Here is a 21,216-nt window from a genome sequence, read left to right on the forward strand (position 1 = left end):
GACGGCATAGATAAGGAGCCTTCCATGCGTATCAATCCACCACTTGTCGCACTCGCCATTGGTGCCTTTGGCATCGGCGTTACTGAGTTCGCCCCCATGGGCATGTTGCCGGGCATCGCTGCCGATCTCGGCGTTTCCATTCCCGCCGCAGGTCTGTTGGTCAGTGCTTACGCCCTGGGCGTACTGCTTGGCGCGCCGCTGATGACCCTGACCACCGGCAGGATTCCACGGCGCTATCTGCTGATCGGACTCATGGCGATTTTCACCCTGGGTAATCTGATGTCAGCCTTGGCTACCGATTACTACAGCCTCATGGTCGCCAGGGTGGTGACCTCACTGAACCACGGTGCCTTCTTTGGCGTTGGCTCCATCGTCGCCGCCAGCGTGGTCGCCCCAGAGAAACGTGCCGGGGCGGTTGCGGCCATGTTCATGGGCCTGACCCTGGCGACCATCGGCGGTGTGCCGCTGGCCGCCTGGTTTGGCGAACTGTTCGGCTGGCGCACCGCATTCTGGGGGATTACCGGCCTCGGCGTGTTGACCATGGCCGCATTGTGGTTCGCCCTGCCCAACCTGCCGGCGCCGCAAAGCGTCGGTGTACTGGCCGAAATTCGGGTACTGGGCCGTGGCCCGGTGCTGGGGGCGCTGGCCCTGACCGTAGTCGGCTCCGGTGCGATGTTTACTGTCTTCACCTACATCGCGCCGATCCTCAGCAGCGAGACCCATGCGTCCACCGCGTACATCACCGCCATGCTGGTGCTGTTCGGTGTGGGGTTGACGCTGGGCAACATGTGGGGCGGCAAGGCCGCCGATCGCTCGATAGACCGCACTCTGATCGTTTCACTGAGCGTGCTGATTCTCGTCTTGCTGGCGTTCACCGCACTGATGCGTTGGCCGCTGCCGGCTGCCGTTGCCATCCTGATATGGGGTATCGCCAGCTTCGCCCTGGTGCCGCCGCTACAGATGCGCGTCATGGAAGCGGCCAAGGACGCGCCCAACCTGGCCTCGGCGGTGAACATCGGCGCCTTCAACCTCGGCAACGCGATTGGTGCGGCGCTGGGCGGAGCGGTGATCAAAGCGGGGTTGGGTTATCCGGCGATTTCCCTGGCCGGGGCGGCAATGGCGGGGTTGGGGCTGCTGATGGTGTTGGCCTTTGCTTGGCGCTCCAGAACGATTGCAACTGCGGTGGTATGACGATGATGTGAGGGGGGCTGTTAGTCGCCATTGAGGTCGCTACCCGAGCCATTCAACCAGCCCTTTTGAAAGGACAATCGAGCGCTCCCATCTCGGTGCAAGCGGCTGCGGGAAGCCCGCTTGCACGTATCCCCTCTTAGGAGAGAGCTCCAGATGAAGCTCCCGGGAGAGCAAGCCGCCGATCAGCGCTGCCCGGGCGCGGATACCTGCACACGGGAGCGCCACTCACACGAAAAAGGGGCGGATTTATTTAGAGCAGCCAGTCCGCTCTCGGCCGAGAGTGTGTAAAAACGTCAGATTGGGTTTTCTATATCGACGCCAGGAGACCGTGCTCACGTTTCGCAAACGGATCAAGGTCACGACGTATCCAGGAACAGTTAAAACGGCTCAGCAACCTCTTAAAGTCTTTTGGATGGGGTAAAAAAGACCGGTTTTCACGCCGTTAACGCTTTCATCAAGCCAGTGGTGCCGATGATTTTCATAACCCTTTTCAGATTGTAAGCGAGCACATTCACGCTCATCTCTGCACTCACCCCGTTAAGCTTTCCTGCGAGACCTGCTGCGATGATCCGCATCGACTTCATCTGGCTCGCCACCGAGCCCATGGACATGCGCGCCGGCACTGAAACCGCTCTGGCGCGAGTTGTCGCGCCAATCGCATGAAAGTGCTGGATGCGGTTGAGATAACCGTAGATGTAGATCTTCAGCAAGACCGAAGGATGGTAAGCAGGCCGGCCAGCATCGGCAGGGATGACACCTTCAAAACGCAGATTGACCAGGTCGAGTTCATCGACAAAGACGTCGACTACGCGCACCGGGTTGGTATCGCTGATTTAGTCGTCGAGACTCTCGGAAAATAAGGTGCCTTGGCCTCGCTGTTCGCCTTGAATAAAGCGCTTCATGGGCGATCCTTGCGATGAAATCCTCAGAAATCATAGCAAGGGTTTCGGGCTGGATGGATACTCAATCGTAGACTTATTGAACCAGCTGCCGGATCCCTAGAGACAAAATCAAACCACCGCATAATCGATCAATAGCTTTTTTCCTCTTTCGATACGCTGAAGCAATCTCAGGTAGCGAAAGAGCGATTGCGACCACCCCATACCAAGTCATCGAAACCACCACTACGACTGCCAGCATCGACAAAAACGTGCTTGGTGAAACGTGGGTGGGGGCTGCTGCTGAGAAAATAGCGGCATAGAAGGCCATGGATTTAGGGTTGCCAATGTTCGTAACAACCCCCTGAATGAATGACTGCCGAAAGTTTCCGACGACAGAATTATTGCAGGGGGCAAGCGCGCTCTTCCCGGCCTTGAGCAGCAGTCGGAATCCAAACCACATCAGATAGGCAGCCCCCAGAACTTTTACGATCAGCGCCGCCCAAGGGAACGCAGCAAATACAACGCCGATACCTGCGATTGCACAGGTGGCCCAGAACAAATTGACCAATACGATGCCTGCTACCAAGGCCAAAGCTTCTGACCGCGTAGCAGCTACCGCTTTGTGGACTACTGCAACGAAATTTGGCCCTGGAATAACGACACCGGCCAGGTAAACCAAAAAGACTGTCAAAACGGCGGAACCATCGATCATGTGCATTCCTTTGCGAGTGTTGTGGCCGGGGACGGTCATCATTCAGTTCAAAGCCGTCCGCGGCTTCAACGTACAACGAAATAAAAATTCGATACAGGGCTTTTGAGCGTAGTTGTGTTTTTACACACTCTGGGCCAGAAGCGGCCCCTCAATTCAGGGGCGTATTCGTCCGAAAAAGCACGATTCAGAAATGGCTGAAAGAAGACCTGCTGGCACCGACCTCAAGGACGATGCAGCCCTGTCGTATCCCGCCAGTACAAGGTTTCTTCGAACTGAAAGCTAATAAGAAAGAAGGCCGAACACGACTGAGATATGGACCGAGCGATTCTATCCAAATCTTCCATAGGCGACTCCCCCTCTGGATAGGGCCCTTTAATTCTGATGGTACAACGCACAGCGACAGGAAAGTCGACACCCTTTGTATTCTCAGCATAGATCTTAGGGTCATCTAACACATCACCGCCGCTCAACCTAAGCCCCGAGGCAAATTCAGCGGACAAGCCATTACCCGCTACCTCTATTTCCCCAGCGCCAGCATTCTCAAGGGCGCTTTTCAGCGCTGAAATAGTGAGCGCACTATCAGCTTCCAAGCACAGATCAAGACTCATCATTAATCCCTTTTTCCGTCTAAACACATACACAAAATTTTGAGTGCGATCATCACGAAAGTGTATTTGGTTAGTGGTTTGGATGTCTGCATTTGGCCGTTTTCTGCCTGTCACGACTGACCGGCGTTCAGGCGAGCGTCCGTCGTGTCTGAGTAAGCATATGCCTACGCTGTCGTCCAAAGGGGCTCCCACACCTGAAGCGGCAACAACACCTTTTGTGGGCGCCAGAATCCGGGGGAAGCGCGCTAGGACGACTCCTGCTCCGCCACATGCGCGAGCAAATGCGCAATAAAATGGGTGAGTTTTGGCAGCGGTCGCCGATCGTGTCGATGCACGATATGGATAGGGTGTGGCTCGGGCAAGTAGGCTTGCAGGACAGGCACCAACGTCCCGCTTGCCAGATCATGGGCCACCAGAACTTCGGGCTGCAGCAACAATCCCGCACCGGCGATCGCTGCGATGCGCAATCCGTTGCCATCATTGCATGTGAAGACTGGGTCCATCGGCAGTTGCACCCCATCCCAGCCTCTGAGTTTCCAGCCGTTGCGGCTGTTCCACACTGTGTGAGAAAGGCAGTGATGCGCGCTCAGGTCCTGTGGTGTCTCTGGGCGGCCACGTCGCGCGAGGTAGTCCGGTGACGCACAGATCACCATGCGATACATGGTTAGCGGCCTTGCTATCAGGTCGGCATCGCCCAGATCACCAATGCGGATAGCCAGATCAAAACCCTCGTCAATGAGGTCAACGACGCGATTGCTCAATTCCAGTTCAATGCGCACGAGCGGATATAGCTGCTGGAAAGTCGCAGCCAGAGGAGCGATGACACACGAGCCAAAGGTGATTGGAGCGCTAATGCGCAACGTGCCGGATGGCGAAGCGCGCAACCGTTCGATCGAGGTTTCGGCCATACGTACGTGTTCAAGCGCACGCTTGGCGTCTTCGTAAAAAACGCGACCAGCATCAGTCAGGCTCTGGCGTCGCGTGGTGCGCTCAAGCAAGCGCGCACCAAGGCGTCCTTCCAGTTCGCGCACATACTTTCCAACCATTACCGACGACATTTCAAGTCTCTGCGCCGCCTCGGTGAAGTTGCCACCCTCCACGACGGCAACGAAGGTTTCCATGGCTCGCAGTTTGTCCATATTGCTAACTATAGGTTCGTAGAGTTTGAATTTAGAGCACATTTATCACCTTAATGGTTCGATACACAATAGCGGCGTTCCAACCTGAATTCGAAAAGGAGTGCTCTATGAAGATTGTGATAATTGGCGCCAGTGGTGATGTAGGTCGTTCCGTGGCAGATGAACTTGCACGTGGCGGCAAACACGAAATCATCCGCGTCGGTCGCACCCAAGGTGACTATCAGGTCGACATCGCCAGTGATGACAGCGTGGGTGCGTTGTTCAAGAAGATCGGACAAATCGACGCCATCATTGCTACCGCAGGCAATGTAATCCTCGCTCCAATCGAAAAGATGACGGCGGCCGACTTCAACAAAGGCTTGCAGGACAAGCTGCTAAGTCAGGTGCGCGTCGCGCTGGTTGGCCAGCATTACCTGAACGACGGCGGGTCGATCACGCTGACCTCAGGCATCGCTGTCGACGATCCGATTGCGCAGGGTTCCAATGCCGCAGCGTCGAACGCTGGGATTGAAGGGTTCGTGCGCGCAGCTGCGTGCGATCTGTCACGAGGCATCCGCATCAACGCAGTTAGTCCGACAGTGCTGACGGAATCGATGGACCGGTTTGGTCCGTACTTTCCTGGCTACGAAAGCGTGCCGGCGACGCGTGTAGCAATGGCCTATCGACGCAGCGTTGAAGGCGTGCAGAGCGGTCGCGTATATCGGGTTGGGCATTGAATTAGAGGGCTCGCCGCACTCTGCGTATGCCCCAACTACCGCGATCGATAACAGAACAACAGGACATTGACCATCTGCGCCTGAAGCGGGCTGCTAACGAAGATATTCGCGAAAAGGGGGACGGATTTATTTATAGGGCAGTCCGCTCTTGACCGAAAGCAGCCTATCCACAGCTCGATTATGGCCTCATATGAGCACCAACCAGCGCGCAAAGGGGCCGTTGATTTATCGGTCGTCCCGTCGCGCAGCTCTGAAGCCGTCAATACCCAAACAGCGACTTGCTCTCCAGGTATTCTTCAAACCCCATCTCCCCCCACTCGCGCCCATTACCCGACTGCTTATAGCCGCCAAACGGCGCGGCCTGGTCGGCCCGGGCGCCATTGAGATGGACCATGCCGGTGCGCAATTGCCGCGCAACCCTGCGGCTGCGTTCGAGGCTGGTCGAGGTGACGTAACCTGACAAGCCGTAAGGGCTGTCGTTCGCGATGGCTATCGCCTCGGCCTCGCTGTCGTACGGCATGATCGCCAGGACCGGGCCGAAGATTTCTTCCCGCGCCACCAACATGTCCGGGGTGACGTCGGCAAACACCGTAGGTTGCACGTAGTAGCCGCGCTCAATCCCTTGTGGTCGTCCCAGCCCTCCGGCGATCAATCGCGAGCCCTCGGCGATGGCTTGGGCGATCATGGCCTGTACCCGCTCGAATTGCAGGGCATTCGCCACGGGACCGATGGCGCAGATCGGGTTACTGTCGTCGAAGCACACCTGCGCCAGCACTTCCCGGACGATATCAATCACCGCCGGTTGTTGCGCGCGCGGTACTAGCAGGCGCGTTGGCGCATTGCACGACTGGCCGCTGTTACGGATACACGCCTGTACCCCGTGGCGCACCGCGCTAGGCAAGTAGGCATCGTCGAGCAGGATATTCGCGGATTTGCCGCCCAGTTCCTGGGACACACGCTTCACCGTATCGGCCGCCGCCTTGGCCACTGCGATGCCGGCGCGGGTCGAGCCGGTAAACGACACCATGTCCACCTCGGCATGGCTGGCCAGCGCAGCGCCAACTTCCGGTCCATTACCGTTGACCAGGTTGAACACCCCCTTCGGCACTCCGGCCTCATGCAGGATTTGCGCGACGATATACGCCGACAACGGCGCACACTCACTTGGCTTGAGTACGACCGTGCAGCCCACCGCCAGGGCGGGTGCGAGCTTGCAGGTGAGTTGATTGAGTGGCCAGTTCCAGGGGGTGATCAGGGCGCACACGCCGATAGGCTCACGCAGTACCAGCGTCTGGCCCAGGCGCCGTTCGAAGCGGTACTCGCGCAGCACTTCCAGCGCCTGCGCCAGATGACCCAGGCCTGCCGGGACATGAGCGCTTCGGGCCAGGGACAGCGGCGCGCCCATCTCCAGATGAACCGCCTCGATCAACGCCTCGCTATGGCGTTTGTAGGCTTCGATGATGCGCTGCAGCAAGTCGATACGTGCCTGGAGCGAACTCGCGGCGAACGCCGGAAAAGCCTGCCGCGCGGCGCCGAGCGCACGGTCTACATCGCGAGCATCGCCCAGGATGATCCGCGCAACCTCCTGCTCGGTGGACGGGTTTACCACGGTCTCGACGGTTTCGCCGTGGGGTTTGACCCAGGCGCCGTCAATGTAGAACTCAAACAAATCGTACATACCATCGACTCCCTTCAGGCAACCTGATTCAAGGCACCCGCCAAGGTGTCGAACACCTGGGCGATCTCCTGCTGGCTGATGACCAACGGCGGCGAAATCACGATGGTGTCGCCCGAACCGCGTACCAGTACGCCGTGCTCAAAGCACCACTGCGCAACTTCACTGCCACGCGCGCCGACGGCACCGGGGCGCGGCTCGAGTTCGACGGCGCAAAGCAAACCGATGGCGCGTACGTCCAGCACCGGCCCCACACCCTGCAGCGCCAGCGCGGCCGACTGCCAGGGCCCGCTGACCGCGTTGACGTGTTGATTGATGCCCAGTTCGCGATGCACTTCGATGGTCGCCAACCCGGCCGCACACGCCAACGGATGCGCCGAATAGGTATAGCCGTGCATCAGCTCGATGACGTTCGCCGGCCCGGCCATGAACGCTTCGTACACCGCACCGCTTACCAGCACGCCGCCCATGGGCACGGCGCCGTTGGTCAGGCCTTTAGCGGTGGTGATCAAGTCTGGCGTCACGCCGAAGGCCTGGGCGGCGAAGCTGGCGCCGACGCGGCCAAAACCGGTGATCACTTCGTCGAAAATCAGCAGCACGCCATGCCGGGTACAGATCTCGCGCAAGCGTTGCAGGTAACCCTGGGGCGGCGGGTACACCCCGCCAGAGCCTGTCACCGGCTCCACGATCACCGCGGCCACAGTGCTCGGATCCTGAATGTCCAACAGTTGTGTCAGCGCGTCGGCGTAATGTTCGCCCTGCTTCGGTTGCCCGGCGCTGAAACGCATACCCGCGTCGTACGGCAGCGGCAGGTGTGACACTTCGCCCAACAACGGACCGAAGTCACGCTTCTGCCGGCCGATACCCGACACCGACAGCCCACCGAAACCCATGCCGTGATAGCCCTTGGCACGCCCGATAAACTTGGTACGGCGACTGTCGCCGCGGGCCTGGTGATACGCCCGGGCAATCTTCAACGCGGTGTCGACGGCCTCGGAACCCGAGTTGGTAAAGAACACCTGCGCCATGCCGGCCGGGCTGATGTCGATCAGGCGCTCGGCCATCTCCAGGGCGTGGGGGTGGCTCATCTTGAATGACGAGACAAAATCCAGGCGCCCCGCCGCCTCGCGAATGGCCTCGACGATTTTCGGCTGGCCATGCCCGGCGTTGACGCACCAGAGCCCCGCCATTGCATCGAGTACGCGACGCCCATCGGTGGTGGTGTAGTACATGCCGTCAGCACTGGCGAACATCATCGGTTGTTGCTGGAACTGGCGCATCGGGGTAAACGGTGCCCAGAACGCGCCACACTTGGAAGCTGTCGGGTTGGAAATATCGTTCATAGCGACTCCTGCAAAGCGGTTCTTGGATGGCCGATCAGCGTCGGGCGCTGCAACGGGCCGGCGTTAACGTTGACGCTGCGGTCCACGTACAACTTGCCGCGCTCAATACGGCAACTGACACGGTCACAAAACGCCATCTCGACAAACTGCCAGGTCATGCTTAATACCCCGTCGTCGGTCCAGCGTGCCTGCGCCACCACCGGGGTGAGTTCCGGCTGGTATTGGTGATGCAGATAATGGCCGGTCATGCTGGTCTGGCTTTCGATGCCGTTGGTAATCCCGGCGCGAATGCAGTGGGTGCCACGGGAGTCGGTGAGGTAGAAGTCGCAGTGGTCAGGGCCAAGCACCAAACGTATTTCGCTGACTTGATCTTCGTTGGCCTCCACCACAAACGTGCCGTTGAACTCGGCGTGACGCGGCGAGGTCGACGCCCCCGAGAGAGACGGCCGCCGCTGGCGTGCCAACAGCGCCGCCAACTCGGCATCCGCCGCGCCGTCGGTGGGTACACCCAGCGCCGGCAACAGATGTTCCCAGAGCAGGCTGTGCAAGCGCCGCTCGCCCAAGGGCAGCCCGGCGGTAAACGCAATCACCGCGTCATGGCGGGGCAAGACGATACACTGCTGGCCAAATACTCCAGAGGCGTAGTAGCCACCGTGCAGGGTCATCCACCACTGGTAGCCGTAGCCTTCGCGGCGCGTGACACCTGCGTCGCTCGAGTCGCGGCCCTGGTAGCGCTTGCCGTCGAAGGCCCCCATCCATACATCATCGACATGCCCACGGGTGGCTTCGGCCACCCATTCCCGGGATAACAGCTGCTGCCCTTCCCAGTTGCCTTGTTGCAAGTGCAGCACACCGAACTTGAGCAAGTCCTCAGTGCTGCAACTCAGGCCATTGCCGCCGGTGTTGAAGCCACCAGGTGCCAGATCCCACTCGATGGGCCCCATGGCCATGGGTTGGAAGATACGTGCGTTGCACAATTCAAAGGCCGTCTGACCGCTGACCACGCTGACAATCGCCGAGAGCATGAAGCTCGAGGCGCTGCTGTAGATAAAGTGCTGCCCGGGTGGGTCTTCAACCGGTTCATCGAGGAACAGCTTAACCCAGCTTTCACTGCGCCCACGCCAGGCCCCGCCGGAAATGCCCTGGCGGTGGCCGGTGCGCATGGTCAGCAAATCGCGCACGGTCATGGCTGCCAGGTTTGCGCTGATAGCTACCGGGCAATCGGCGGAAAAAAAGTCCACCACCTTGGCGTCCAGCGACAGCACGCCGTCATCCACCAACAGCCCGACGGCCATGGATACCCAGCTTTTGGTGACCGAATGCTGAACATGCAACCGCTCGGCGCGATAAGGCGCCCAAAACGCTTCGGCCACCACCGCACCGTCGCGGTACAGCATGAAACTGTGCAACTCCAGGCCCGCAGCGTTCACCGCATCAATGAAATCACTCACGCCACGCGCCGATACGCGTTGTTGGCTGGGCAGTGCCCGCCGCAACGGCAAACTCGTCATCTGATCTATCCCCTCATTTCCACTGCCTTGGCGTGCAACAGGCTGCCCCTGTTGCACGCCGTTACCGCTACCAGAGCGCCACGGTGTAACCCAGGATCACTCGGTTTTCGTTGGTGTCACGGGTGAAGTTGCTGGTGGCGCTGGCGTTCTGCCAACGCACAGACACATCCTTGAACGTGCCGCTCTGCACGACGTAGCCGAAGCTGAAATCACGCTCCCACTCGCGCCCTTCGCCCTTGAAGCCGATGACCTTGGCGTTGTCACCCATGGCGTAACGCGTCGAGAACAGCAGGCCCGGCAGGCCCAGCGAGGCGAAGTCATAGTCGTAGCGGGCATGCCACACGCGCTCGTCGGTCTGGGAGAAGTTGGCCAGTTGGTACTCGGTGAACAAGTAGGTGTTAGTGCCGTCCACGTAGGTGAACGGCGTCGAGCCGTACTGTTCCTGGTAACCGCCGCTGAGGCTGTGGCCATAGAGGCTGTAGCCGATACGGGTACTCAACGCACGGTTATCCACCTTGCCGGCCAGGGCCGCAGCGTCTTCACTGGCGTTGAAGTAACGGATGTCGGTCTTGAACGTGCCGGGGCCCCACTTGAAGCTGTTTTTCAAACCCAGGTAGTGCTGTTGGTAGAGGCTTTCCAGTTGCGCGTACTGATAGGTAACGACCGTGGTGGGCGTGAGCTTGTACTCGCCGCCGGCGTAGCGGAACTCATCACTTTTGGCGCTGCTTTTGTAGGCGCCGTACTGGCTGGTAAGGCCCATGTCCTCGTAGTCAGTCGAGTCGCGTTGCTTGACCTGGTCCAGTTGGCCCACGGTCAGGGTCAGGTTGTCGATGTCCTTGGAGGTGAGTGCCGTGCCACTGAAACTCTGCGGAAACAGACGGCTGAGGTTGGGTTGCAGGGTGGGCAGGTCTGGCACCATATAGCCCACACGCAGCTCGCTTTGGGCCATGCGCGCCTTACCGGTGATGCCGAGTTTGGAGTAATTGTCATGGGCACGGCGTGCATAGCTGGGAGAGCCCGGTTCAGCCACGCTTGAACGCGCCAGCAGCCCGGTGCCGGAGTTATCCGGGCTCGAATCGAGCTTCACGCCCAGCATGCCGACCGCGTCCAGGCCAAAACCCAGCGTGCCGTCGGTAAAGCCCGATTGGAGGTTGAGAATAAACCCCTGCGCCCATTCGGCGCGCTTGTTCTGTCCGCTGGACTCGCGGTAGTCGCGGTTGAAGTAATAGTTCTTCAATTCAAGCGAGGCCTTGCTGTCGGCGACAAAGTCGGCCTGGGCAAACAAGGGCATGAAACCGACGCCCATGACGCTGGCACTGCTGACAACTTTGTTGATGCGGTTATTCATGTGTAGCTTCCTGGCAGACAGGTTGAGTGGGGTTGTTTTTGTTTTCTTCGGCCATGGCTTCGCCTGCCTCGCCAATCACCGATTGACGAAGGGTTGGGTTTCAAAACATGGCCTGGGGTGCAGCAGTACCTAAATCACACCGGCACGGAGGCGGTAACTGCCATCCGCACGTTTCTCCAAGGGGCTGGCCGCTGCGAGCAGCCGGCGGGTATAGGGATGTTGTGGGGTGTCGAAAATGGCGTCACGCGGCCCCATTTCAACCACCTCGCCCTGGTTCATCACCGCCACGCGATGAGCGATGCGCTCCACTGCCGACAAGTCGTGGGAGATGAACAGGCAGGCGAACCCGTATTGGCGTTGCAAGCGCTCGAACAATTCAAGAATCTGCTTTTGAATGGTCATGTCCAACGCCGAAATCGGCTCATCGGCAATCACCAGCTTGGGCCGCCGGACCAGCGCCCGGCCAATCGCCACGCGCTGGCGCTGGCCACCGGAGAGTTGATGGGCAAAGCGCTCACGGAACTGCTCGGGCAATCCGACGTCGGCCAGGGTCTCGGTGACCCGCTGACGTTTTTGCGCGGCCGTCAGCCCCGGCTCATGGCGTAGCGGCTCGGCAATGATCTGGCCGACGGTCATGCGTGGATCGAGGGACGAATACGGGTCCTGGAAAATCATCTGGCATTGCAGGCGGTGTGCACGGTTGGCGGCCTTGAGAATATCCACGCCCTGGAACAGGATGGCCCCGGCGCAGGGCGTGACCAACCCGACCACTGCACGCCCGAGGGTGGTTTTGCCCGAACCGCTGCCACCGACCAAGGCCAAGGTCTCGCCCGGTGCAATGCTCAGGTTCACCGAATGCACCACGCGCTTGGGTACGCTGCGCCCCCAGAAACTGCGCGGCCCCGGGTGTTCGATGCACACATCCCGGACCTGCAGCAACGCGTTGTCGGTGGCCGGCAATGGCACCAGCTCGCCGCGCCGTGGCAACGCTTCAAGCAACTGCCGGGTGTAGTCGGCCTTCGGTGCGAACAGGATGTCTTCGATACGCCCCTGCTCCACCGCCTTGCCCGCACGCATCACCACTACCTTGTGGGCATAACGCGCCACCAGGGACAAGTCGTGGCTGATGAACAGAATCGCGGTGCCCTGCTCGCGCGTCAGCTCCAGCATCAACTCGATCACGTCCAGTTGTGCCAGGCAATCGAGCGCCGTGGTTGGCTCGTCAGCGATCAGCAGCGCCGGACGCAGCAACATCACTGAAGCCAGCATGATGCGTTGGCGCATGCCGCCAGAAAATTGGTGCGGATAGGACTCCAGGCATTTCTCGGCATCCTTGATACCGATGCGTTGCAGCATGGCACTGCAGCGCTCGCGGATCGTCACCGCATCCAGCGCGGTATGCAATTTGAGCGCCTCGCTCATTTGCCGGCCAATCGTCAGCGCGGGGTTGAGCGAGACCATCGGTTCCTGGAACACCATGCCGATCCTTGCTCCGCGCACTTTACGCATCGCCTTGGCATTGCCGCTGTCCAGCGGTTCGCCCTGGAAGGTGATGCGCCCACCACACACCCGCATCGGTGCCGGCAACAAGCCAATGACAGCGCGTGCGGCCATGGTCTTGCCGCTGCCCGATTCGCCGACCAGCGCGACGATCTCGCCGGGGGCCATGGTGAAGCTGAAATCATCGACGGCCAGCGGACCGTCTGCACCGACGCGAATCTGTAGATTTTCGACGGCCAGTAATGGGATTGGAACGCTCATGCTCATTTCCTCATGCGCGGGTCGAGACGATCACGCAAGGCATCGCCGAACAGATTGATAGCCAGCAGCGTCAGGCTGATAAAAATGCCCGGGAAGATCCCCAGCCACGGCGCCGTCGAGATGTAGGTGCGGCTCGCCGAGAGCATGCTGCCCCAGGTCGCGGCCGGCGGCGGAACGCCCAGCCCCAGGAAACTCAGCGCACTCTCCGAGAGCAATGCCCAGCCGAACATGCTCGTGCCCAGCACACACAGCGGCGCCAGGCAGTTGGGGGTGATATGGCGGAACATGGTGTACAGCTCGGAGTTGCCGATCACCCGAGAGGCCTCGATGAACTCCAGCTCGCGCAACGACAACACACTGCCCCGCACTACCCGCACCACGGACGGGGTATAGGCAATGCCCAGGGCGAGGACGATGCCGTACTGGCTTGCGCCAATGATTGCCATGATGCCCAGGGCCATGAGAATGCCCGGAAACGCCAGCAGAGCATCGTTGAACATCATCAGCACACGGTCGGTCCAGCCGCGCAGGTAACCGGCAAGCATACCGATTACCGTGCCGCAGATAACCGCCACGCTCACCGAGAGCAGGCTGATCCACAGGCTGGTGCGTGCACCAATGATCAATCGACTGAACACGTCACGGCCGAATTCGTCGGTGCCCAGCCAGTGCGCAGCATTTGGCGCGTGCAGGCGCGACAACAGGTCCAGCTTGAGCGGGTCATAAGGTGTCCACACCACGCCGAGCAGCGCCAGCAATACCAGTGCCGCGAGTAAGCCGCCGCCGATCAACACATTCAATGGCGGATAACGCCAGGTACGTCGAGGCTGGGTATCCAGCCCTGTCGGCAAGGCAGGAGTCTTGAGGTTCATAGCTTCACCCTTGGATCGAACAGCGGATACAACAGATCCACCAACAGGTTGACCAACACGTAGATGCAGGTGACCAGCAGCAGGCAACCCTGCAGCACCGGGTAGTCACGGGAGAAGATCGCATCGACCATCAAGCGGCCAATACCGGGCAAGGTGAATACGGTTTCCAGTACCGCAATGCCGCCGAGCAGATTGCCGAGAATCAGGCCAATCAAGGTCCAGGTGGGCGCAAACGCATTGCGCAAAGCGTGTTTCCACAACACCGCCCCCTCCGACAACCCCTTGGCGCGGGCATGGGCGATGTACTCCAGGCGCAGTACTTCGATGGTGCTGGCCCGCGCCATCCGCGCAATGGCGCCGAACTCCACCAGGGTCAGGGTGATGATCGGCAGTACCACATAGGTCAACGCCTTCATCGGGTCGCTGGCAAAGCCGACGTAACCGATCACCGGCAACCAGCCGAGCTGGATGCCAAACACATAGAGCAACAACAAGCCCAACCAGAAACTCGGCACCGACAGCAGCAACGTCGCCGTAGCCACCAGGCCCAAGTCCAGCACACTGTTTTGCTTCCAGGCCGCGAGCAAACCCACCGGCACCGCGAGCAGGGTCGCCAGTAACACCGCGACGAGCACCACTGTGGCACTGACGCTGAATCGTTCGATCAGCAACTCCAATACCGGCTGGCGGCTGCTGATGGACATCCCGAGATCGCCACTGAGCACCGACTTGATCCAGATCAGGTACTGGGTCACCACCGAGTGGTCCAACCCAAGACTGCTGCGCATGTCGGCAAGGCTTTTTGGGTCGGCCATGTCGCCCAGCATCAACAACGCCGGGTCTCCGGGGATCAGGCGAATCAAGGCAAATACAATCACCGAGATCAACAGAAGGGTCGGCACCGCCATGCCGAGCCTGTGCAATATGAATCGAAACATAGCGGTACGCCTTACTTGGAATTGTCGGCCAGCTTCACGCCCCACAGGCGCGGTTTGGCAACGGGCCAGGAGCGATAACCTTCAACGCGCTTGCCCATCGCGCCGATGGCGGTACCGTTGTAGATGACCACCATCGGTACATCCTTGAGCATCAAGGTGTGTAGCTTGTCGAACAGCGGCTGGCGCTTGGCGGGGTCAACCTCACGCTGGGCCTCGCGCAATATCGCCAAGGCTTCGGGGTTGTCCCAGACCTTGCGCGGCTCCTTCTGTTTGTCGCCGATCACTGATTCGTAGCTCTGCGCCGCATCGAAACGCCCCGAATAGGAGAACGACATCATCTGGTAGCTGCCGGTCTGGTAGCGCTCCAGCTGCGTGCCCCACTCCAGGGTTTCCATCTCGATATTCAGCCCCGCCGCCTGAGTCATCGCCTGGCTGAGCAAACCCAGGTCGAACATCTGCGGGTAGCGCTTGTTGACCAGCATGCGGATTTTTTCGCCGCCGTAACCGGCCTCTTTCAACAGGCGCCGGGCCTCGTCGAGGTTGTAGGTGTAGCCCTGGCGCGCAGTGTCGTCGTAGTACGGGCTGGCGGTGGGGATGACCGAGTTGTTGACCACCGACAAGCCATCGGACAAGGCCGCCACCATCTGTGCGTAATCCAGGGACAACGCCACCGCGCGACGAATGCGCACGTCCTTGAGCAACGGGTCACGGGTCTGGAACAGCAGGCCGCTGATGGTCATGATCGGGCTGACCTGGATCTGCAGATTCTTGTCCTGCTTGAGTTGTGCGGCGTCCATTGCCGTCACGTCCGGCAGCAGGTCGACACCACCCGAGAGCAGCGCGGCCTTGGCCGAGGCCGAATCGGGGATCACTTGGAAACGCACCTTGTCGACAAACGCCTGCTTGTTGCCGGTGTACCCGTCCGCCTCGGCCTCGGCACGCGGCGTGTATTCCTTGAAGCGATCCAGTTCGACGTACTGGCCCTTCTGCCATTTGCCCAGGGTGAACGGCCCGGTGCCAATCGGTGCACGCCAACTGCCATCGGCGGCCAGGGAGTCCGGGTGCAGGATGCCGCTGCCGGCACAATCCGGGCGAGCCATCGCGGCGAGAAACAAGCCGTTGGCCTGGTCCAGCGTGAACACCACGGTTTTCGGGTCAGGGGTGGCGACGTCGACAATCTTGGCTGCGCCACGCCCGTCGAACTCCGCCAGGCAACGCCACTGGGTTTTGGGGTCCAGGTAGCGCTGCCAGGTCCATTGCACATCCTTGGCCGTCAACAATTGGCCATTCTGGAAGTGCACGCCGTCTCGCAGGCTGAAGGTGTAGCGCAAGCCGTCCGGCGAGACAGCGACTGCACTGGCCAGCATCGGCGCGATGCTGGTGTCTTCGCGATACGCCACCAGCCCTTCGACGATATGCATCATCACCGCATCGGTATTGTCGTCGCGGTTGACGCCCGGGTCGGTGCTGCGGATATCACCATTGAGACCAACGCTGATGACCTTGTCTTGCGCGACGGCCATGGAAAAGGTGCACGCCGACATCGCGACGGCCAGTGCCGTCTTTACGTAACTATTCACGGGAGAAAGACTCCTTGAAGAAATTTTCCGGTCAGTGGCGGGAGCCAAGGCAGGACCGGCATCAGAATGAGTGAATCCTTGATTATTGTTGTACGGCCTGTTCTGAGTGCATCTACCAGCGGTGTATCAGCCAAGGCTGCGCTTGCGGCGCAACACCTTGGCGAAAAAGTCCTGGGCAGCCGGCATGGCCTTGATGCCCTGGTGCGCGACGTTGGGTAACAGATCGAAGTGCACTTGCACGCCGGCGGCTTCGAAACTCGCCTTCAAGCTGGCCAGGCGCTCCGGGCGCGTGCGTCCGGCAGCGTTGGCACCGGCCATGTAGTGTTTGCCCCCTTCGCGATGGGTGATTTCCCAGGTTTCGAGGTCTGAATCGCCGACCACCATGTGCACCGGCAGTTGCTGCAAGGCTTGCAGGTTCAACGGTTTGCCGAAGCGCGTCGCAAAGTCCCGCACGCCGACCCACCAGTCCTGCTCGAAATCCAGCAAGGTCACCGAGCCCGGCGCACCGATGGACGCCGCCCAGAGTTTCTCGGGGTGCAGGTAGCAGAACCGGTGGGTGAATTGCCCGCCGCCGGAATAGCCGAACAGTGCAAAGGTATCGAAGCGACGACCGTAGCGCTTGCCGACGCTGGCGATCATGTCGAGCAATACTTGGTCGTAACGGATATCGCCCTCGACCAGTTGCTTGTAGCCATCGCCGTTGCTGTCACCCAGCACGCCGACGGGGAACAGTGGCGAGAGGATCACACAATCGTTCCAGCGGCCAAACTCCGCGAAGCCATTGCGATAAATCTCCATCGCACGGGTCGAGCCGTGCAGCGACACCACCAGATCCACGGTCCGGGAGCTGTCTTCAATGGTTTCGGGCACATAGAGGGTGTAGGCAAAACGGCTGTCCTCGTGGTGCGAGTACACCGTGGTAGCGCCGAGGTGATACACGTTTTTGGCCGCACGCAAGGCCACGTCGATGGGGTTGGTATCTGGATTGCTCATCTGGAAAGTTCGCCGAGTCAGTTCGGACTTGAGTATTGGCCGGGCGCTATAAAAAGAAAAACTAATTAAACTTTATCCAGGACAAACAAAACCTTTACGATCAAGCTCTACCCATGGCTGCGAGTTGACCCATGAGCAACATTCGTTTTTTCAAGACGTTTATCGCCGTCGCCGAGTACGGCAGCTTTGCCGCCGCTGCCGACCGCGTGGCACTGACCAACGCCGCCGTCGGCCAACAAATGCGCGCACTCGAAGAGGAAATGCGCCGGCCGCTGTTCGACCGCAGCCAGCGGCAAATCAAGCTGAGCCGCGATGGTGTGTTATTGCTGCCCAAGGCCAAGCGTCTGCTGGCGGACTACGAGCAAATGATCGCCGAAGCCCCCGATGGTGAAGCCATGGAGGGCGAAGTGTCGATCGGCGGCATTACCTCTGGCATGGGCCTGCTCGCCAATTGCCTGGTGCAACTGAAAAAACTGCACCCCAGGATATCGGTCAACCTGATGACCGCCCGTTCCGACGAAGTGGTCAACCTGGTACAGGCCGCCAAACTCGACGCCGCGCTGCTGATCGAGACTGCGCGGCAAAACTTCGATGGCATGAGTTGGACCCTGCTCTACAACGAACCGATCGTCATGCTCGCCAATGCCACCCAGACCGCCGGCATCGACGACGCCGTGGAGTTGCTGAGAACCCAGCCGTTTATTCGCTACGACAGGTCCACGGCAGTGGGTCGCAAGGTGCAGTCGATCATCAAGAGTGAATCGGTCGAACCGCTGGAGATCCTGGAACTGAACTCGATCATCGGAATCGCCGACCTGGTGCGCCAGCAAGTCGGGGTGGCGATTGTGCCGCTGCTGAAAAACTTCGACTGGCACAAAGACCCAAGCCTGCGCGTGTTGCCGTTGCCGGGCGACCTGGCGGTACGCCGGGTGGGAATATTGGAACAAGGCACCAAAAGTGCGATTACAGGGGAAATTCGCAAGTTGCTCATGTCGGCGGTGGCAACGTAATCCTTCCCTTAGCGCGGCTCATGGACGTCTGTCATCGGGAAAGGCCGTGAACTGCGCCCCTGGCGGCCGCTCTTTGGCAGAGTATGGCGTGCGAGATTACCAGTGTAAGAGGCAGCCGCTGATCAGCGCAGCCCGGGCGCGGGTACCTGCACACGGGCGCGCCACTCGGAGAAGCGCAGGCTGACGAAGGCAAGCAGCAGAAACATCAAAATGCCCGACCTCCCAGTGAGGTCGGGCGCAGGGCTCAGGCAACGGGGATGGGATTGTCGATGATCGACTGGTTGAACTGTTCCACCAGGGCGTACTCATTCGGCCCGACATTGGCGCGCAGCGCGGCGATGCCATCGACGATCACCTCGGTGGTCGCCGTCTCCAGCTTGGCCAGGGTCTCGGCGATGAAGGCATCCAGCGGCATGGCGCGCGGGTCGCCACTCTTGTGGATCAGATCGGTGTCGACCCATGGCGGTGCGATTTCCAGCACCTTGACGCTGGTGTCGCGCAACATGAAGCGCTGCGACAGGCTGTAGGAGTGAATGGCCGCCTTGGTCGCCGAGTACAGCGCGGTGACGGCAATCGGAATGAACGCCAGCACCGAGCTGTTGTTGATGATGGTGGCATCCGGCTGACGCTTGAGGTGCTCGACGAAGGCCGCGCTGACGCGCACCGGGCCGAGCAGGTTGGTGGCCAGCAGGCCAACCGCCTGCTCGTCGTCGAGATCGCCCGAGGCTGCGTTGTCGAACGGCATGATGCCGGCGTTGTTGATCACCACGTTGAGGTCGGGGTGACGCTCGATCACCTGCCGCGCCACCTGCTTGATCTGCTGCGGATCGTTGATGTCCAGCACCACCGTGTCGATACCGGGATTGGCGCGAGCGATCTCGTCCAGCAGGGCCTGACGGCGGCCGGCAATGATCACCTTGTTGCCACGTTGATGGAAGGCTTCGGCCAGGCCGCGACCAATACCCGAGGTGCCGCCAGTGATGAAGATGGTATTGCCGTTGAGTTTCATGCTGTCTCTCCTGATGAGGGGGTTGATCAACGCTCGGCGCTGTAGCGCGGCGCGGGTTGGTTGCTGGAAAGCTTGCTGAACATGGCCTTGCGCGCCGACTCGTAGGCCTGCCACTGGCTGGCGTCATGCAACGAGGGAATGGAGATCAATTCGCCGCGATCGAAGTCGATCAGCGCGGCGTCGACCAGGGCGCTGGCCGGCATCACAATGGCGGGGTCGAGGTGCTCCAGCGGCAGGCCGCCGTTGTCCCAGAACTCGGTGGCGGTCGCCCCTGGCAACACGGCCTGGATGCGCACGCCCTTGTCGGCCAGCTCGTGATGCAGCGATTGGCTGAAAGCGGTGACGAAAGCCTTGCTGCCGCCGTACACGCCGTTGAGCAACTCCGGGGCGATGCTGACGATGGAGGAAATGTTGATGATGGCGCCGTTGCCACGCTCGACAAATCCGGTGATGGCGGCGTAGCTCAAACGCATCAGTGCAGTCACGTTGAGGCTGATCATCCGGGTCATCAGGCCGACGTCGCTGTCGAGCAGCGGCGTGTGGGTGCCGATGCCGGCGTTGTTGACCAGCAGGGTGATGCTCGCGTCTTCCTTGAGCTTGGCCTCGACACTGGCCAGGCTCTGGGCATCGCCCAGGTCGGCCTGCAGCACCTCGACCACGCGCTGGGTGTCATCGGTGATGCGGCGAGCCAGGTCGTTCAGGAGTTCGCGGTTACGGGCGACCAGGATCAGGTCGTAACCACGTTGGGCCAGGCGCTCGGCGTAGAGGGCGCCGATACCCGACGATGCACCAGTGACCAGTGCGGTGCCTTTGGATGCGTTGCTCATGTTGTGTCTCCAAGTGGGGTGGCTTGGGACACATCATGGCGAGGATTGGACAAGACCTAAATGACGTATACAGTCATGTTTTAGGACACGACCAACATGAGATCCGACCATGCACAGAATCGGCTACCTGCTCTCCGACGACTTCCAGGTGCTGTCGCTGGCCACCCAGACCGTCTTCGAGTACGCCAACATCGTGGCCGAGGCGCCCTTCTATTCCATAGAGTTCTTCTCCGTCGCCGGCGGTATCGTGCGCTCGTCCCTGGGCCTGGGTATCGAAACCCGCGCTCTGAACACCCCTGGCCTGGCGGACACCTGGATGATTGTCGGGGTCAACAAGCCCTTGGAAACGCCGCCGAGCGAGGCAGCCCTGGCATTCGTACACCAGGCCGGGCAGCAGGCGCGCCGCGTCGCCGGTATCTGCACTGGAGGCTTCGTGCTGGCCCAGGCCGGCCTGCTCGATGGCCGTCGCGCGACTACTCACTGGGCTTATGGCGCGGCACTGCGTCGTCTGTATCCACAGATCAGCGTCGAGGATGACCGCATCTTCATAATCGATGGCAACGTCTGGACGTCCGCCGGCATGACTGCCGGCCTGGATCTGGCCCTCGGGATGGTGGAGAAGGATCTGGGCCCGGAAGTGGCACGTTCGGTGGCGCACAAGCTGGTCATGCACCAGCGTCGTTCGGGCGGGCAATCGCAGCACTCGGAGATGCTCACCCTCGCTCCGAAATCCGACCGTATCCAGAACGCACTGAACTACGCCCGGCAGAACCTGCACAAGCCACTCAGCGTTGAGGGTCTGGCCGAGGCCGTGCACCTCAGCCCGCGGCAGTTCACTCGCGTGTTCACGACGGAAACCGGGCAATCTCCGGCCAAGGCCATCGAGCGTCTGCGCCTGGAGGCCGCACGGGTGATGATCGAACAGAGCCGCCATTCACTGGACGTGGTCGCCAAGGAAACCGGTTTTCGTGATCGACGCCATATGCGCGAAGTGTTCATTCGCGGCTTTGGCGTTCCTCCCCAGGCGATACGTCGAGATGTTCGCGGAGTGAACATTTGATCTGTCCGAAGCCAGACTTCACGCTTCTTTCAGTTGCATCCA

At 60.4% G+C, this 21,216-nt stretch carries 18 protein-coding genes and 1 pseudogene; 4 read left to right on the forward strand and 15 right to left on the reverse strand.

Annotated elements, in window-relative coordinates; all coding sequences use genetic code 11:
• Positions 1-24: 24 nt before the first annotated feature.
• Positions 25-1,191: an MFS transporter gene (locus AC30D9_RS23560; protein WP_490144958.1), complete on the forward strand. Its 1,167-nt coding sequence runs from the start codon at positions 25-27 to the stop codon at positions 1,189-1,191.
• A 668-nt stretch (positions 1,192-1,859) separates the two neighbouring features.
• Here AC30D9_RS23560 and AC30D9_RS23565 read toward each other — a convergent pair.
• From AC30D9_RS23565 to AC30D9_RS23580, 4 genes and pseudogenes are all read right to left on the reverse strand, one after another.
• Positions 1,860-2,093 (reverse strand): annotated as a pseudogene (locus tag AC30D9_RS23565) (transposase); the annotation flags it as partial.
• A 73-nt stretch (positions 2,094-2,166) separates the two neighbouring features.
• Positions 2,167-2,784 (reverse strand): LysE family translocator, encoded by a 618-nt coding sequence (locus AC30D9_RS23570; RefSeq protein WP_116832070.1) that lies wholly within the window; start codon positions 2,782-2,784, stop codon positions 2,167-2,169.
• 221 nt (positions 2,785-3,005) lie between these two features.
• On the reverse strand, positions 3,006-3,392 hold the full coding sequence (locus AC30D9_RS23575; RefSeq protein ID WP_490144959.1) for a hypothetical protein: 387 nt from the start codon (positions 3,390-3,392) through the stop codon (positions 3,006-3,008).
• A gap of 245 nt (positions 3,393-3,637) precedes the next feature.
• On the reverse strand, positions 3,638-4,513 hold the full coding sequence (locus AC30D9_RS23580) for a LysR family transcriptional regulator (RefSeq protein ID WP_490144960.1): 876 nt from the start codon (positions 4,511-4,513) through the stop codon (positions 3,638-3,640).
• Between the two features lie 125 nt (positions 4,514-4,638).
• On the opposite strand from AC30D9_RS23580, the gene AC30D9_RS23585 reads away from it, so the two are divergent.
• Positions 4,639-5,247, forward strand: coding sequence for a short chain dehydrogenase (locus AC30D9_RS23585; RefSeq protein WP_490144961.1), 609 nt, complete (start codon positions 4,639-4,641; stop codon positions 5,245-5,247).
• A gap of 259 nt (positions 5,248-5,506) precedes the next feature.
• On the opposite strand, the gene AC30D9_RS23590 is transcribed toward AC30D9_RS23585, so the two are convergent.
• From AC30D9_RS23590 to AC30D9_RS23630, 9 genes are all read right to left on the reverse strand, one after another.
• A complete protein-coding gene (locus AC30D9_RS23590; protein WP_490144962.1) occupies positions 5,507-6,925 on the reverse strand; it encodes an aldehyde dehydrogenase family protein in 1,419 nt (472 codons plus the stop codon).
• 14 nt (positions 6,926-6,939) lie between these two features.
• Positions 6,940-8,265 carry an omega-aminotransferase AptA gene (gene aptA / locus AC30D9_RS23595; RefSeq protein WP_490144963.1) on the reverse strand — a complete coding sequence of 442 codons (1,326 nt, stop codon included), beginning with the start codon at positions 8,263-8,265 and terminating at the stop codon, positions 6,940-6,942.
• Positions 8,262-9,776, reverse strand: a complete 1,515-nt coding sequence (locus AC30D9_RS23600) for a serine hydrolase domain-containing protein (RefSeq protein WP_490144964.1) — start codon at positions 9,774-9,776, stop codon at positions 8,262-8,264. The genes aptA and AC30D9_RS23600 overlap by 4 nt, the downstream gene beginning before the upstream one ends.
• Positions 9,777-9,843: 67 nt before the next feature.
• The gene (locus AC30D9_RS23605; protein WP_490144965.1) at positions 9,844-11,124 is read right to left on the reverse strand and encodes an OprD family porin; all 1,281 of its coding nucleotides are present in this window, start codon (positions 11,122-11,124) and stop codon (positions 9,844-9,846) included.
• A 129-nt stretch (positions 11,125-11,253) separates the two neighbouring features.
• Positions 11,254-12,885: an ABC transporter ATP-binding protein gene (locus AC30D9_RS23610; protein ID WP_490144966.1), complete on the reverse strand. Its 1,632-nt coding sequence runs from the start codon at positions 12,883-12,885 to the stop codon at positions 11,254-11,256.
• 2 nt (positions 12,886-12,887) lie between these two features.
• Entirely contained in the window at positions 12,888-13,757 is an 870-nt protein-coding gene (locus AC30D9_RS23615; RefSeq protein WP_109755233.1) for an ABC transporter permease, read from the reverse strand.
• Positions 13,754-14,695, reverse strand: a complete 942-nt coding sequence (locus tag AC30D9_RS23620) for an ABC transporter permease (RefSeq protein ID WP_116832059.1) — start codon at positions 14,693-14,695, stop codon at positions 13,754-13,756. The genes AC30D9_RS23615 and AC30D9_RS23620 overlap by 4 nt, the downstream gene beginning before the upstream one ends.
• Positions 14,696-14,706: 11 nt before the next feature.
• On the reverse strand, positions 14,707-16,275 hold the full coding sequence (locus AC30D9_RS23625) for an ABC transporter substrate-binding protein (RefSeq protein ID WP_490144967.1): 1,569 nt from the start codon (positions 16,273-16,275) through the stop codon (positions 14,707-14,709).
• A 126-nt stretch (positions 16,276-16,401) separates the two neighbouring features.
• On the reverse strand, positions 16,402-17,268 hold the full coding sequence (locus tag AC30D9_RS23630; RefSeq protein ID WP_490144968.1) for an alpha/beta hydrolase: 867 nt from the start codon (positions 17,266-17,268) through the stop codon (positions 16,402-16,404).
• A 131-nt stretch (positions 17,269-17,399) separates the two neighbouring features.
• On the opposite strand from AC30D9_RS23630, the gene AC30D9_RS23635 reads away from it, so the two are divergent.
• Positions 17,400-18,278: a LysR family transcriptional regulator gene (locus AC30D9_RS23635; RefSeq protein WP_116832056.1), complete on the forward strand. Its 879-nt coding sequence runs from the start codon at positions 17,400-17,402 to the stop codon at positions 18,276-18,278.
• A gap of 244 nt (positions 18,279-18,522) precedes the next feature.
• Here the strand turns inward: AC30D9_RS23635 and AC30D9_RS23640 are convergent, their stop codons facing one another.
• Together AC30D9_RS23640 and AC30D9_RS23645 are read right to left on the reverse strand one after the other, a co-directional pair.
• Complete coding sequence (locus AC30D9_RS23640; RefSeq protein WP_134923818.1) at positions 18,523-19,287, reverse strand: SDR family oxidoreductase; 765 nt, start codon at positions 19,285-19,287, stop codon at positions 18,523-18,525.
• A gap of 26 nt (positions 19,288-19,313) precedes the next feature.
• Positions 19,314-20,114, reverse strand: coding sequence for an SDR family NAD(P)-dependent oxidoreductase (locus AC30D9_RS23645; protein ID WP_490144969.1), 801 nt, complete (start codon positions 20,112-20,114; stop codon positions 19,314-19,316).
• A gap of 109 nt (positions 20,115-20,223) precedes the next feature.
• Here AC30D9_RS23645 and AC30D9_RS23650 point away from each other — a divergent pair, with 109 nt between their 5' ends.
• Positions 20,224-21,174, forward strand: a complete 951-nt coding sequence (locus AC30D9_RS23650) for a GlxA family transcriptional regulator (protein ID WP_490144970.1) — start codon at positions 20,224-20,226, stop codon at positions 21,172-21,174.
• The last annotated feature ends 42 nt before the right edge of the window (positions 21,175-21,216 follow it).

It is taken from the genome of Pseudomonas sp. DF11, assembly GCF_058148565.1.